13 protein-coding genes are annotated in these 14,675 nt (G+C 55.4%); 10 read left to right on the plus strand and 3 right to left on the minus strand.

Annotation, left to right across the window (positions count from 1 at the left end):
- Position 1 precedes the first annotated feature (1 nt).
- On the minus strand, positions 2-2,656 hold the full coding sequence (locus Q0526_RS04910; RefSeq protein WP_298731339.1) for a peptidoglycan-binding protein: 2,655 nt from the start codon (positions 2,654-2,656) through the stop codon (positions 2-4).
- A 71-nt stretch (positions 2,657-2,727) separates the two neighbouring features.
- On the minus strand, positions 2,728-3,477 hold the full coding sequence (locus Q0526_RS04915) for an SDR family oxidoreductase (RefSeq protein WP_298731340.1): 750 nt from the start codon (positions 3,475-3,477) through the stop codon (positions 2,728-2,730).
- A gap of 116 nt (positions 3,478-3,593) precedes the next feature.
- Here Q0526_RS04915 and Q0526_RS04920 point away from each other — a divergent pair, with 116 nt between their 5' ends.
- Complete coding sequence (locus Q0526_RS04920; RefSeq protein WP_298731341.1) at positions 3,594-4,667, plus strand: sugar ABC transporter substrate-binding protein; 1,074 nt, start codon at positions 3,594-3,596, stop codon at positions 4,665-4,667.
- Between the two features lie 6 nt (positions 4,668-4,673).
- Here Q0526_RS04920 and Q0526_RS04925 read toward each other — a convergent pair whose 3' ends face one another.
- Positions 4,674-5,798: an enolase C-terminal domain-like protein gene (locus tag Q0526_RS04925; RefSeq protein WP_298731342.1), complete on the minus strand. Its 1,125-nt coding sequence runs from the start codon at positions 5,796-5,798 to the stop codon at positions 4,674-4,676.
- Between the two features lie 361 nt (positions 5,799-6,159).
- Between Q0526_RS04925 and dctP the strand changes: the two genes are divergently transcribed.
- From dctP to Q0526_RS04970, 9 genes are all read left to right on the plus strand, one after another.
- A complete protein-coding gene (gene dctP / locus Q0526_RS04930) occupies positions 6,160-7,248 on the plus strand; it encodes a TRAP transporter substrate-binding protein DctP (RefSeq protein ID WP_298731343.1) in 1,089 nt (362 codons plus the stop codon).
- A gap of 126 nt (positions 7,249-7,374) precedes the next feature.
- Positions 7,375-7,881 carry a TRAP transporter small permease gene (locus Q0526_RS04935; protein WP_298731344.1) on the plus strand — a complete coding sequence of 169 codons (507 nt, stop codon included), beginning with the start codon at positions 7,375-7,377 and terminating at the stop codon, positions 7,879-7,881.
- Positions 7,878-9,179: a TRAP transporter large permease gene (locus Q0526_RS04940; protein ID WP_298731345.1), complete on the plus strand. Its 1,302-nt coding sequence runs from the start codon at positions 7,878-7,880 to the stop codon at positions 9,177-9,179. Before Q0526_RS04935 ends, Q0526_RS04940 begins: the two co-directional genes overlap by 4 nt.
- A 24-nt stretch (positions 9,180-9,203) precedes the next feature.
- The gene (locus Q0526_RS04945; protein WP_298731346.1) at positions 9,204-9,911 is read left to right on the plus strand and encodes an RraA family protein; all 708 of its coding nucleotides are present in this window, start codon (positions 9,204-9,206) and stop codon (positions 9,909-9,911) included.
- A 12-nt stretch (positions 9,912-9,923) separates the two neighbouring features.
- Positions 9,924-10,262 (plus strand): UxaA family hydrolase, encoded by a 339-nt coding sequence (locus Q0526_RS04950; protein ID WP_298731347.1) that lies wholly within the window; start codon positions 9,924-9,926, stop codon positions 10,260-10,262.
- Entirely contained in the window at positions 10,255-11,496 is a 1,242-nt protein-coding gene (locus Q0526_RS04955; protein WP_366522030.1) for a UxaA family hydrolase, read from the plus strand. The genes Q0526_RS04950 and Q0526_RS04955 overlap by 8 nt, the downstream gene beginning before the upstream one ends.
- Positions 11,497-11,520: 24 nt before the next feature.
- Complete coding sequence (locus Q0526_RS04960; RefSeq protein WP_298731348.1) at positions 11,521-12,321, plus strand: SDR family NAD(P)-dependent oxidoreductase; 801 nt, start codon at positions 11,521-11,523, stop codon at positions 12,319-12,321.
- Between the two features lie 15 nt (positions 12,322-12,336).
- Positions 12,337-13,743 carry a glucuronate isomerase gene (uxaC, locus tag Q0526_RS04965; protein ID WP_298731349.1) on the plus strand — a complete coding sequence of 469 codons (1,407 nt, stop codon included), beginning with the start codon at positions 12,337-12,339 and terminating at the stop codon, positions 13,741-13,743.
- 21 nt (positions 13,744-13,764) lie between these two features.
- Positions 13,765-14,586, plus strand: coding sequence for an alpha/beta hydrolase (locus tag Q0526_RS04970; RefSeq protein WP_298731350.1), 822 nt, complete (start codon positions 13,765-13,767; stop codon positions 14,584-14,586).
- The last annotated feature ends 89 nt before the right edge of the window (positions 14,587-14,675 follow it).

A 14,675-nucleotide genomic window follows, 5' to 3' on the forward strand; every position in this document is an offset into this window, starting at 1 on the left:
CTCAACCCTCCTGCATGCCCCGACAGGTACTGCACAGTGCCTGCGCTGCCTGTTGTAAGCTCTCCCAAGTATCGGCGTCTACCACACCCAGTGTGGGCAGACCGGCGGTCAGTTGGTAACTCTCTAAGGCGTCTTGTGTGGCGGCGTCCAGTTCACCGGTTTCCGGAACAAAGTTGTATCCCTGATCTACCGTGGCGATTAGATTCAACCAGTGCTGCACCTGCAATACCGCCGGACCGGAACTGCCCAAAGCTAGGCCGGAAGCCGGCCAAATCCCGGCGGGTTCTGGGGCAGCGGCTGCCGGGTTGACCTCTGCCAGTGCTTGTGCAGCCTGCTTAAACACCGACCAGTTGGCAGCGGTGACGGCGCCGGTCTCGGGGAGTCCAAAATAGCGTTGGGCACTGCGCACGGCGATTTCCAGATTGGATGTGAACTCCGAAGTGGGAATGTCGCTGCCTAAAAAGTTGATTTCCGGGATCCATCGGCTCAAGAATAAGAGCAGACGGCTCAGACGAGCGACACTGGTACCACTGTCGCCTACCTCTAAAGTGGTGGACGGTGCAGGCAGGGAAGCGGTTCGCACGACGGGGCCGCTGGTTTGCAGTTGCTGGGCGGCGTTGTACAGACTGTTCCAGGTCAGTTGCCCCACTACGCCGTCTACCGTCAACCCTGCCCGCGCTTGCCATGCTTTGACGGCGCGGGTAGTGGCAGCACCAAAGACGCCATCCACGGTGACCGAAGGAATATCGCTGTAATAGGCAGAAAGCCGGCGGATATAGTACTGCACCGCCCGTACTGCAGTGCCGCGGCTGCCCTCCCGCACGGTGCTGGTAAATTGGCCGGGCGCAATGTTCGGGTCTACAATTTCATTGGCTACCGCCAGTGCTACTTCGTTTAATTTATTCCAAGTGGCGCGGCCTACCAAACCGTCTGCCGTTAGGCCGAATAGGTTCTGAAAAGCAGTGACGGCTTTCTCGGTGGCAGGGCCGAAGCTGCCGTCTACACTGACAGCCGAAAGCGCTGTATAGTTGTCGGCTGCCAACCGCAGCCAGAACTGCACAAGACGCACTTCCATACCGGTATCCCCCCGGCGCAGCACCGTGCCGGGCCAAGCCGTGCCGCCCAGATCGCTCTGCATATCCAACCAGGCGGCATACAGGGCATCCCACGTGGCCTGCCCGACCACACCGTCTGCGGTCAATCCCTGTTCCTGTTGGAAAATTTTCACGGCCCGCTCGGTGGCGGCGCCAAAGTTCCCATCTACTGTCAGGTTGGGCAAAGCGCTGTTGAACTGCGCCAATTCCGAAAGCCAGAACTGCACCTGTTCCACGTCGCTGCCGGTAGAACCGCGGCGCAGCACCGTGCCGGGCCAACCGCCGGTGCTCTCGGTACCAGTGGCGGTCTCGCCTTCGCTGGTCAGTTCGGCCAGATCCTTAACACTGACGTAGATGTAGCTGACTTTATACCACGTAGCCTTGCCCACCAGACCGTCGGCCGTCAAGCTGAATTGCTTCTGGAAATTTTTTACGCACTGTTCGGTGGCGGCGTCAAACGTACCGGTGACTTCGGGCTTGCCGAAAGAGGGGTAGTCCTTGGCAATGCGGGAAAGCTGCCGCTGTAAGATGCTGACACTGGTGCCGGTAGATCCTCGCTTTAGGGTGACGCCCGGCCAGCTGGAAGGGATGGAAGCAATATTGTTGGTGGTTACTAGTTGAACCCGGTCGCCGTAATAGTAGCGCAGGATCTGCAAAGCGTTTTTTCCCTCGTTGGCACGATCTACGGTGCCCCACTGCTTCATGCCGGGACAGGTTACCGTTTTGCCGTCGCAATATTCGGTGAAGTAGGGCTCTTGGTCGCCGGAACGGCGAACGTAGGTGTTAAACAGCTCTGCGGTAAGGCGTTCCATTACAGCAAAAACCGTGCGGCCTTCCACGTAGGCTTGGTCATAGCCCGGCGAACCGGTGATGTTAAAGGAGTACCCGCGGCTGGGATACCATTCGGTCCAGATGCGGTTGAGGGCCAGACTGATTTGCGCCAAAATGTTTGCGCGGAGGGCCTCTTCCGGCCAAGTGGGGTAGACTTCGCTGGAGGCTACGTTGGCGATATATTCCTGAAAGCCTACGGTTACATTGCTGACATTGGCGGAAGGTTTGCCCAGATGCACGGTGATTTTCTTCGGGATCACCACCTCGGTCAGCACACGGGCATTGGGATTTTCTTCTGGAGTGGGGCCGCTGCCGCCGCCTCCAGCAAAAAGAGCGTGGGGAGGAATGGTGATAACCTCGCCGTTTTGTTCTTCGCTGCGGATGTCCGCCAAGGAAGGATTGTCGGCGGTGGCGGCAGGCAAAAAGTTCAGGCGGGCCACCGTTTGCTGGCCGTCAAAAATCTGCACACCGTCCAAGATTTGTGTTTGCCAACCATCTGCTTGTGCCGTCAGGCGGTAGACGGAATAGGGCCGCACGGTTTGGTTGTTCTCATCCAGACTGTAAGAAGCGTCCGGGGCGGGAAGAAAAAGCGCTTCGCTGGCACCGGATGCATCGGTGGCAAGGCGCGCTACCACTGCGCCCGATTCGTCCAGTACCGCCAACTGCACGCCGGGCAGAGGCGCCGCCTGTCCGGCGACTGAAGCGTATACAAGTAAGGTTCCATTGGGCATACAAAAAACACCTCCTGCCCACAGGCTATGCTGCGATAGGGCAGAAGGTGATGCAAAAGAAAAAGAGAAGCTTAATAGCCGTACGCCAAAGCGCCGCCATCTACGGCAAAATCCTGACCGGTGATGTAGGCAGCTCCGGGACCACAAAGGAAGCAGGCCATGGCGCCCAGATCACGGGTGTCGCCATAAGCGTGCAGCGGCATGCGGTTCAAGATTTTTTGCTCGCGTTCCGGGTCCACAATGGCTTCGGTCATCTTGCTGCGGAACCAGCCGGGTGCGATGCTGTTAACACAGATATTGTCCTGTGCCCATTCCACCGCCAAACCACGGGTCAAAGCCAGTACGGCGCCCTTGCTGGTGCAGTAGGGGATGACCAGAGAAAAGCCCAGATGCGCACTCATGCTGGTGATGTTGATGATGCGTCCGCGGTCGGCCGACTTCTTCAGGTAGGGATAGCAGAGCTGGCTCATGCGGAATACATATTTGACATTCACATCCATGATATGATCGAATTGATCCATGGGGAAGTCCTCGGCGCGGCACTTGTAGGAGGCGCCGGCGTTATTCACAAGGAAGTCGATGCAACCGCCGTTGTCGGCAGCGATCTGCGCGATCAGCGTCTGCATGGCGGCGTCATCCCCGATGTCGCCTTTCACATGGCGCACGCCCGGCGCGCTTTCTCCAACGCCTTCCTTCGGGGCGCCGGTACGGCTGATGTTATAGACCGTGGCGCCGTTTTCGGCCAGAACATTGGCGATCTGGAAACCAATGCCGCTGCTGCCGCCTGTGACAATACCGACCTTGCCGCTTAATGATGCCATATGATATACCTCCCAATAAAAGTTTGTTTTCAGAAAAAGGTTTTTGTTGTATAATACTTTTTAGTAAGAGCAGGATAGTGGACCTGCACCAAAATTTATGCGATGAGGGAAAAACAGTGGACAAAAAAGTTACCATCCGCGACGTGGCGGCCAAAGCAGGTGTCTCGATCAGTTCCGTTCATTTCGCATTGAATGGACAGTCCGGCGTTAGCGAGGAGACCCGCAGCAGGATTCGCCGTGTGGCGCAGGAAATGGGGTATCAGCCCAATCCGTTGGCCTCCAACCTCAAGCGCCGTACCCAGCGCATTGCCATCTTGCTGCCCAGTGATGAAGGGGAAGGGCAGTACTATTACCAGACCATGTGGTTTGGCGTTCGGGATTACATTGCTAAAGCCAACGTTAAACTGGACCCGGTGGAATTGCCCTTCTCGGATCACAATAAGATAGAGCGATTTCAGCAGATGGCAGCTTTGGCGGAAACCGGCGAACTGCATGGGATTTTAACGGTAGGTCATATAGACGAAGCCGAAACCGAAGCCGGGTGGCGTGCGGTGATGGCCAAGGACATTCCCGTGGTCAGTATCGGCTCCGATCTGATGCGCTGCCATTGCTTGTGCTGCATCCAGCCGGAATATGATGTAATAGGCCGTACCATGGCACAGCTTATTACCGACCACATTCCGCCTTTCGGCAGCATTCTGCTTTGCGCCGGCAACCCCAAATGGGCGGCACACACCTTGGTCGTGCGGGGGTTTGAGGATTACATGCGAGAAAACGGCTGCGAAAACCTTGTCTACCGGGACAACTCCTGGCTGATCAGCCAGAAAAACTACGAAAAAATCTTTGAAAAATTGTCCCGCCCGGATATTGCAGCCGCTTGTTGTGTTTACTCGCAAGGTACGGTCATGTTGGGACAGGCTTTGGAGGAAAGCCGTAAGGCATCCCGCATTTATGCTGTCGGTTCCGACCTACCGGAAACCACAGCAGATCGGATTCGACGCGGCGTCATCAACATTGCCATCCAGAAAAATCCCTATGCCCAAGGGTATGTGGGCATCCGCTATCTGGTAGAATATCTTTCTTCCGGTAAAATCCCGGAGGAAGACCGCATCTATGTGGGCAGCGAGGTAGTGCTGAAAAGCAACTTGATGATGTATGAAAACGAACACTACCGGTATCTGTTGCAGTGACGGGGGTTATTTCCCGTATTCCTGACAGATGTAGTTGTGGCAGGCCGACTCGATCAGAGGCCAATCCAGTTCTACGCCGATTCCTGACGCATTGGGTACGTGGATGATGCCGTTTTCGTCGATGGGCAAGTCGCCTTTCATGGGAAGGCGATAGTTGTCCTCCGGCACAAAATATTCGAAATATTCGCAGTTCTTGATCGCGCAACTGACGTGAAGGTTGACGATATCCATATAATTCATGGTAGTCGTATGGATTTCGCAGTTCAAACCAAAGCCTTCCGCCATGTGCGCGATTTTTAGTGTGCCGGTCACGCCGTCCTTCCAGCTTACGTCGGCACGGACGATGTCGGCAGCCCGCTGGGCGATGACCTGCGCGACACCCCAATGGCAGCCGCGGGTGGTTTCGGTGGCGGCGATGGGAATATCCAGCACACGGCAAAGCTCGGTGTACTTATACAGCTCGAAATCCCGGAAGGGCTCTTCGAACCATTTGTAGTTCAGCTTTTCAAGCTGACGTCCTACACGGATGGCCTCGTCCAAGGTGTAGTCGCCTACGGGATCGGTCATCAACACGTAATCGTCGCCCACGGCCTCCCGCACGGCGGCGTGAACCTTCATGTCGAATTCGACAGGGCCTGCCGGATGAGCTTTGTAGCCTTTGATGCCCTTGCTCTTGTAGTAAAGGGCTTCTTTTACATAATCTTCCACCGTGGGAAGGAAGTTGCTGCTGGCATAGACGGGCAGACTGTCACGGTAGGCGCCAATATACTTATAAAGAGGCAACCCGGCTTCTTTGGCGCAAATATCCCACAGGGCAACATCTACCGGGCCGGGCAGGAATACCGGGAAGAATGCTTCGTGCCGGTCGATGACCCACAGCGCTTGGAAAATGGCTTCGCGGTCGTGGGGGTCCCGGCCAAGAACGACGGGGGCGATGGTCTCTTGCAGATACGATTCGCTGACAGCACCGCTGCGTGCAGCCATGCAGGTTGCCACGCCTTCGATGCCGGTGTCGGTCGTCAACTTGATGACCAGCACATCCCAGCCCATCTTGGCACCGCCTTGACGGCGTTCGTCGAACAGGCATTTGCCGCGTTCGACCCACCAGCTTTCAAATTTTGTGACGATCATAAGGTGAATCCCTTCCTTTATGTGATGCTTTTATGACATTTTTTAAATTTTTGACGAACAAAGGAATAAAAAACGTTTTTCTTAATTTTAGCAATTCGACAAGGAAGTGTCAATATTCTTTTGGTGTTTGGCTTTTGAATTGGCAAGGTTAATAAAAGCCGCCATGCTGATTTGTGGAAAAATGACTAAATTTAAAACTAAACAGAGGAAAAACAATAAACATATTTGACAAAAGAAAGGAACGGTGCTATGATTGACTCAACAAAAGAAAAACGTTTTGGTAGCGCATGCTCCTTTTTGTAGCACCAACGAAAACGGTTTTCTGAATTGCGGATATTCAATTTAAAGGGAGGCAAACACAATGAAGAAAAAGAGAATTTTGGCGGCGGCAATGGCGACCTGCATGACGGTTGCTTTGGCGGGCTGCGGCGGAAGCGCCACTTCTACCTCGGCCGGGGCTACGTCCACCGAAACGGCTGAGCCTTCTTCCGAAGCAGCCGCCAGCGGGGATCAGATCGTCCTGACCTGGAACGAAGTCAACGGCGAAGATTACGGCGGCACGGTCGGTGCGCACACCTTTGCCGAGAAGCTGGAAGAACTTTCCGGCGGACAGATCGTTGTTGAGCTGTACCTCAATGGTACGCTGGGCAACGAGGCCGAGTCCATGCAGGGCATCCAGATGGGCACGCTGGACATCTTCCGCGGCAACGCTTCTTCGCTGTCCAACTACGGCGCCACCGAGATCAGCCTGACCGGTGCTCCTTTCCTCTTTAAGGATATGGAGCAGTTCCAGCAGATGGCGGAAAGTGATCTGGGTCAGGAACTGCTGGATTCTGTCGACGAAGCGGATTGCGGCTATGTCGCTTTGGGCTGGCTCACCGAGAGCCCCCGCCAGATGTTCATCACCGAGAACACCTACAAGGCATTGGGCAGCCCCAGCGAATTTACGCTGGATATGATGAAGGGCCTGAAGATTCGCGTGCCCGAGACCGATTTGATGGTTAACACCATCAGCGCGCTGGGTGCTTCTGCTACGCCCATCGCCTACGCGGAACTGTACACCTCGCTGCAGTCCGGCGTTGTGGATGGTGCCGAGAACGACATCGTCAACTATCTGGCCAACTCTTACAACGAGGTCGCGCCCTACTTCATCACCGATGCGCACACCTTCGGCTGCGGCGTCATCCTGATGAACAAAGACCGCTGGAACTCCTTCACCGATGAGCAGAAGGGCTGGATTGCCGAGGCTGCCGACGCTGCCAGCGCTGCTTGCTACGAGTACAACGTCCAGAAGGTGGAAGAATGCTATGCCCAGTTTGAAGAGAAGGGCGTCACGGTTCTGGAAGTACCCGATCTGACCGATTGGTCCGCTGCCTGTGAGAGCGTCTACGCCACCTATGACGAGGAGAGCCAGGCTGTGATCGAGCGTCTGAAGAACGCCGATTATTGATGAAAACCGTGTAATCTGTCCGACATAAGCGGGGCAGAGAATCCGGCGTGCATCGTGCACACTGAAACTCAGGGGGCGCCGAAAGGCGCCCCTTTCTACTAAAAGTGGAAAGGATTCACTACGCGTATGGAAAGCTTCAAAAAAGTGTGGATGGCGATTGACAAAGTGGTGTTCGGCATTGTGAAGCATGTTTGCGTTATCATGTTGGCCGCACTGGTCGCCGTAGTCTTTTATATCTTTTTAGGTCGTTATGTATTGCATGCCTCTCCTGCGTGGGGCGAGCCGCTCTCGCTGCTGCTGCTGACTTGGATGAGCATTTTGGGATCTACGCTGGTTCTGCGTACCAACGAACATCTGCAAGTGACCATGTTCGACGAAAAAATGTCGGAGCGGCAAATCTTTGCCACCGATGTACTGGCCACCGTCTGCATCTTCTGCTTTGCGGTTTTTATGATCGTGTACGGCATTCAGCTTATGCAGCAGTCCCGCAATAATACCATGGCGGGTTTAAATATTCCGTATATGGTGATGTATCTCTCGCTGCCGGTATCGGGCGTACTGCATCTGGCGGGGCTGGTTTCCGGTTGGTTCTATCGCATGGATAAAAAGGAAAAGGAGGCAACCGAAAAATGACGACAACGATGATTGCAACGCTGCTTTTGGTCGGCGTATTTCTGGCGCTTGTCTTTTTGCGGGTGCCGGTGGTCTATGCCATTGGTACTTCGTCGCTGCTGGTATTTTTCTATCTGGGCATCAACCCGATGCAGATGGCTCTGCGTTTTGTAACAAACCTGAACTCTTACACCTTGTTGGCGGTTCCGTTCTTTATTCTCATGGGCGAATTGATGGGCGCCGGCGGTGTTACCGAAACGCTGATCGACTTCTCCCGAGAACTGGTCGGCTGGATTCGCGGCGGCGCGGCGATGGTCAACGTAGTGGCCTCCTTCTTCTTCGGCGGCATCTCCGGTTCCTCTTCTGCGGACTGTGCTTCTCTGGGCCCCATCGAAATCAAAATGATGGAAGAACAGGGCTATGACCGTGCGTTCTCTACCTGCTTGACGATGGCCAGCTCGGTGGAAGGCATTCTGGTTCCTCCCAGCCAAAACATGGTTATCTATACTTTGGCAGCAGCTGGTGTCACCAGCGTTTCCATCGGCCAGTTGTTTTTGGCCGGTTATGTCCCCGGCGCGGTGCTCTCCATCGTGCTGATGATCTACTCCTACTATTACTCCAAAAAGATGAATATCCCCGTCACCGGCAAATTCAATTTGATCGCATGCATCAAATCGTTGGGCCGTGCCATCTGGGGCTTGCTGGCCGTGCTGATCGTGGTCGTGGGCGTTATTACCGGTGTGTTTACCACCACCGAATCCGCCGCTTGCGCCGTGGTCTGGTCTCTGGTCGTAGGTTTGTTCATCTATAAAGGCTTTAAGCTGCGGGATATCCCCAATATCTTCCACAACGTTACCATGACCTTGGGCAAGGTGCTGATCCTCATCGGTGTGTCCGGATCCTTTACCTACCTGCTGACCTACCTGAAGGTGCCCACGATGGTCTCTACGGCACTGTTCAACCTGACCGACAACAAGATCGTGATCTTGATCATGCTCAACATCCTCATGCTGGTTCTGGGCTGCTTGGTCGAAATGGCCTGCCTGATCCTGATGCTGACGCCGGTTATCCTGCCCATCTGGATGTCGCTGGGTCTCTCTCCCATTCATCTGGGCATTGTGATGGTCCTCAACCTTGGCATTGGCTTGCTGACCCCGCCGGTTGGTTCTACGCTGTTCATCGGCAGTGCAATCTCGGGAATCCGAATCGAAAAGCTGGCCAAAAAGATGATTCCGTTCTATGCTGTAATGGGCATTGCGCTGTTGATTTTGACCTACTTCCCCCAGAGCTTTATGTGGCTGCCTGAGATGATGATGTGACAGCTCGGAAAGGATGACGATACTATGCCGATGTGGAAAAACGATGAGGAAATGTTCCGCCTCATGAAAGAAAAGCTGTATACCCCGGTGGTGGGGGATATCTTGGACCAGATGGGATATAAACATCAGTTCCTTCCGGCCGAGATCCGCCCCTTGGAATCGCTGGTCCCTGCCGATGCGTTCATTGACCGCACCCAGCAGGACAACCGTCTCAAGATTGCGGGGTATGCCTGCACGGTGCTGGAAAACGATGTCTTTGACAACCCCAAAAAGCCGTTCGGTTACCTGACCGAAGCACTTGACCAACTGCAGCCCAATGAAGTTTATGTGGCTACCGGTGCGCACAACAGTGCACTGTGGGGCGAGCTGCTTACCGCTACCGCCAAGGCGCGCGGCGCGGTGGGCGCGGTGGTGGACGGTTACAGCCGGGACACCCCGCAGGTGCTGGAACAGAACTTCCCGGTGTTCTGCACCCACTGCTGGGCGCAGGATTCCTCGGTGCGCACCTATGTGTTTGACTACCGCTGCACCATCGAGATCGGGCAGGTCACCATTCATGACGGCGACCTTGTCTTTGGCGATATTGACGGTGTGCTGATCATCCCGCGTCAAGTCAAGGATGAGGTTCTGGAACGTGCACTGGAAAAAGCCAGCGCTGAAAAGACGATGCGCCGCGCCATTGAGCAGGGCATGTCTTCCACTGAGGCTTTCCGTACTTTCGGCGTGCTGTGAAAGAGGTGCGATATGCAAAAGGAGATCGTCGCATTTCAGATTGATTTGCAGGACAACGTTGCCACAGCGCTGGATCCCATTGCAGAAGGGGATTCCGTTGTTCTGACCGGCGAGCATACGATTCCTTCGCTGGTTGCGGTCGGCGATATTCCGGTAGGGCATAAAATTGCACTGTGTGCCATACGAGCCGGAGAGGATATTGTGAAATACGGTGTGGTCATCGGCCGTGCAACGGTGGACATCCCGGCGGGGAGCTGGGTGCACCTGCATGTGATGCACAGCATCTATGACGAGCGCTCGGGACATCTGGACGTAAATACCGGTGCGCCCAAAGATACCAAGTATGAGTGAGGTACAGCATATGGATGCAATGCAGCAAAAATGGCAAGGGTATCGCAGACAAAGCGGACCTCCGGGCATCCGCAACCGGGTGCTGGTTATTTACACCGTCAAGTGTTCTGAGTTTGTGGCGCGCCGCATTGTGGAGCAAAGCGCTCATCCTGATGTGGAACTGATCGGCTTTGACGGCTGTACGGACAACCAATATGCTGTCGATCTGCTCATCAGCCTGATTCGTCACCCCAATGTGGGTGCGGTTTTGGCCGTGGGGCTGGGATGTGAGTATATCCAGCCCCAATGGCTGGCCGACATTGCCGAGCATGCGGGAAAACCTGCGCGCTGGATGTTCATTCAGCAGCAGGGCGGTACAGCGCCTTCCATTGAAAAGGGACTGTGCTGGGTGAAAGAACTGCTGCAGGAACTGCAAAACACGCCGCGGGTGGAGATGGGCATGTCCGATCTGATCATCGGTGCAGAATGCGGCGGCAGTGACTATACCAGCGGCTTGGCCGGCAATGTGGTGGTAGGACGCTTTTTTGACCGCTTGGTGGATGCAGGCGGTGCGGCGATTTTTGAGGAAATCGTCGAGGCCGTCGGTCTGGATAAGTTGTTGGTGGGACGTGCTGCCAATGAGAAGGCTGCGCAGGAGATTCGCTACACCTACGACAAAGCACTGGACTATTGCCGCTCGGTACGGCAGTATTCCGTCAGCCCCGGCAACTTTGCCGGAGGACTTTCCACCATTGAAGAAAAGAGTATGGGCGCGGTGATCAAAAGCGGGTCCCGCCCCATCCAAGGGGTACTGAAAGTTTCGGTACAGCCGCCGCAGCACGGATTGTGGCTGCTGGATTCTACGCCGGACCCCCACTGGATGCAGTTTGGAATCACCAACCCCAACGACAACGAGGGGCTGATGGACCTTGCAAGCTGCGGTGCCCACATTGTGTTCCTCGTTACTGGACGGGGCAGCGTGGTGGGCAGCGCGGTGGCGCCCTGCATCAAGATCACCGGCAATCACGAGACCTTCACCCGCATGGCGGGCGATATGGAGTTCGATGCCAGCCCGATTCTGCGCGGCGCTGTCACGCAGGCGGAACTCACCGAACAACTGGCGCAGTATGTGGCGCAGATCGCCGCAGGAACCCAAACGAAGAGTGAAGCGCTGGGTCATCGAGAATTTTTTATCCCTTACAAATATCAAGAAAAGCAAGTGGCATTCCAGCGTGCTTGCGAGATCGACAAATAATGTCGAAAAAGGAGGCAAATCTTTATGGCTGCGTTTACGCAAGAACAGATGCAAAACTTTGCTATGGCAAAGTGGTATGATTTGACGGGCCGTGTGGCGATTGTGACGGGTGGCTCTACCGGTTTGGGTCTGGCCATCACCCGCTGCTTGGTGAGCGCCGGCGCGAAGGTGTGTGTGGTCAGCTTCGAGGCACCGGAGCAGGCTGCCGATGCTTTGGCGGAGTTTGGCGATCAGGCGGCATTTTACCAGTTTGATATTACCGATACCGACAATGCACAGGCCCTTGTGGACCGTATCGTGCAGGAGCAGGGCCGCATTGACATTCTCATCAACAATGCGGGCAACCACTGCAAAAAGTTCATCTGGGATATGACGGTGGAAGACTACAAGCGCGTGCTGGATGTCCACCTCGTCGGCTCTTTTGCGATGACCAAGGCGGTTGTGCCTTACATGAAAGAGCAGAAGTATGGCCGCATCGTCTTCCAGGCCAGCATGACGAGCTACATTGGTCAGCCGCAGGTGGCGGGCTATTCTACCGCCAAGGCAGGCTTCTTGGGCATGATCCATACGCTGACGGCCGAATTGGCAGAGTACGGCGTTACGGTCAATGCCATTGCACCGGGCTGGATCGACACGCCGATGTTCCACAAGGCTACCGATAATGACCCGCCGCGTTTGGCGAAGATCATGGGCCGTATTCCCGCTAAGACGGTGGGCGATCCCATGGACGTGGGTATGTGTGCGGCCTTCCTGTGCAGCGATGCGGCACGGTATATCAGCGGTAGCTGCATCCCGGTAGACGGCGGTGCTTTGATCGGTTTTTGAGTGGAGAGGAAACGTATGAATACAAAATTCAACGAAGAACTGTTTCTGACCAACGAAACCGGCCGGATGCTCTATCATAAGTATGCGGAGCCGATGCCGATCATCGACTATCACTGCCATCTGCAGCCGGTGGAGATCTACGAAAACAAAGAGTTTGAAGATCTGGGCGAAATGTGGCTGCGTGGCGACCATTACAAATGGCGGGCCATGCGTACCTTCGGCATTGCGGAAGAGTATATCACCGGTTCGGCCAGCTATCATGACAAGTATCTGGCTTTCGCAGAGATTTTGCCCAAATTGGTGGGCAATCCCATCTATATCTGGTGTGCGCTGGAGCTGAAACGCTATTTTGATATTGATGAGCCTCTTTGCGCGGAAAACGCGGAGGAGATCTATCAAAAGACCACCCGGATGATCCACGAAAAGCACATGACCCGCCGTTGGTGCATGGAGCATTCCAACGTGCGTCTTGTCAGCACCACCGAAGATCCCGTCGATGATCTGCGGTATCACATCGCCCTGCAAAAGGAAGAGATGTTTACGCGGGTGATCACGGCGTTCCGTCCTGACAAAGCGATGTTTGTGGGATTGGAGAGCTTCTCTGCCTACTTGGAAAAGCTGGCGCAGGTGTCGGGCGTGGCCATTGATTCCTTTGCCACCATGTTGGACGCGCTGGAAGCACGGCTCCGGTTTTTCCAGCAGACGACGGGAACCACCGTCAGCGACGACGGAATCCCGCACTTTACTTGGGCGGATTACACCGACGCAGAGATCGAGGAGATCTTCCGCAAAGGCCGTGCCAATATTCCGCTGACCGACCACGAAGTGGATCAGTATCAGAGCGCCTTCCTGTACGAGATGGCGCGCCGGTATAACCGCAACGGGTATGTCATGCAGCTGCATATCGGCACCTACTTGGACGCCAACACCACCGGTGTACAGCGGGTCGGTCAATCCACCGGCTTTGACTGCGCCGATGACCAGTGCTCTGTGACCAGCGTCGGAGAGCTGCTGAACCGGCTGACCATCGCAGGGGAACTGCCCAAAACCATTCTGTACCCGTTGGACGGTACAAAAATCGAGACCTGGGCCATTTTGGCGGCGGGATTCTGCGACAACGGCACCAAAGCAAAGGTACAGTTGGGTGCTCCTTGGTGGTTCAACGATCAGGCCTTTGGCATTCAGCGGCAATTCGAGGCCTGCGCCAACCTGTATCCCGTCAGTCTGTCGGTGGGCATGCTGACCGACAGCCGGAGCTTTATCTCCTACCCGCGGCATGAACTTTACCGCCGCGTCCTGTGCAACTATCTGGGCCAGTTGATCGAGCGGGGCGAGTATTTCTCCGGCGAAGAAGCGATTCGCCAAGTCATTGAGGACGTATGTTTCCGCAATGCGAATGAATTTTTCGGGTTTGGCGTATAAACCGGTTGGGCCGATACCATCATGAAAGGAGACAGTCTGGTGGAATGGGAACAACGCCTACATAAGGCTGCAGAAGGGCAGGGGCATCTGAAAGGCAACGTGGTGCTCTGCCCCGGCGGCGGCTATGAATGGCTTTCCCCTCGGGAAGCACAGCCGGTGGCCGATGCCTTTGCCGCCGACGGCTGGACAGTGTGGGTGTTGTCCTATACGCTGGCAGCTCCTCAGGTGACACCGGGCAAGGCACCGTTGTGCCAACTGGCAGAAGCGGTGCGGCAGGTGCGAAGCCGGCAGCCGGAAAAACCGGTTGTGGTGTGCGGTTTCTCGGCAGGCGGCCATGTGGCGGCCAGTCTGGCTGTTCACTGGCAGGATGTTCAAGACCCGGCTATGCCGGATCGTACAGTACGACCCGATGCCGTGGTGCTGGGGTATCCGGTCATTACGGCGGGAACCTATGCGCACCGTCCCAGCTTCGAGGCCCTGTTAGGCCCTAAACCGCAGGGAACTGCGTCGGCTGATTGGGAGCGGCAGGCACAGTATTTCAGTTTGGAACGCCATGTTACCCAAGAAACACCTCCGGTTTTTCTGTGGCACACGGCGGCCGATGAACTGGTTCCGGTACAGAATAGCCTGCTGTTTGCCCAGCAACTGGCGGAACAAAAGGTTCCATTTGAAATGCACATTTACCCCTACGGTGTGCATGGTCTTTCCTTGGCTACTCCGCCGGTGGAAGAACCGGAAAAGCAGCGTTGGGCGGACCCCCACGTGGCGGAATGGTTCGCCGATTGCCTGTACTGGCTGGATCTGGTGCTGTTTCCCCAGAAGGGGAAGCAAGAACAAGGCTGACCCGGTATATAAGCGAAACGCACCGGAAACGATGTAAATCATAACCCCACGTTGAACGTGGGGTTTGCAAAACGGCCCCATAGGGGCCA

This window comes from uncultured Subdoligranulum sp. (assembly GCF_937890665.1).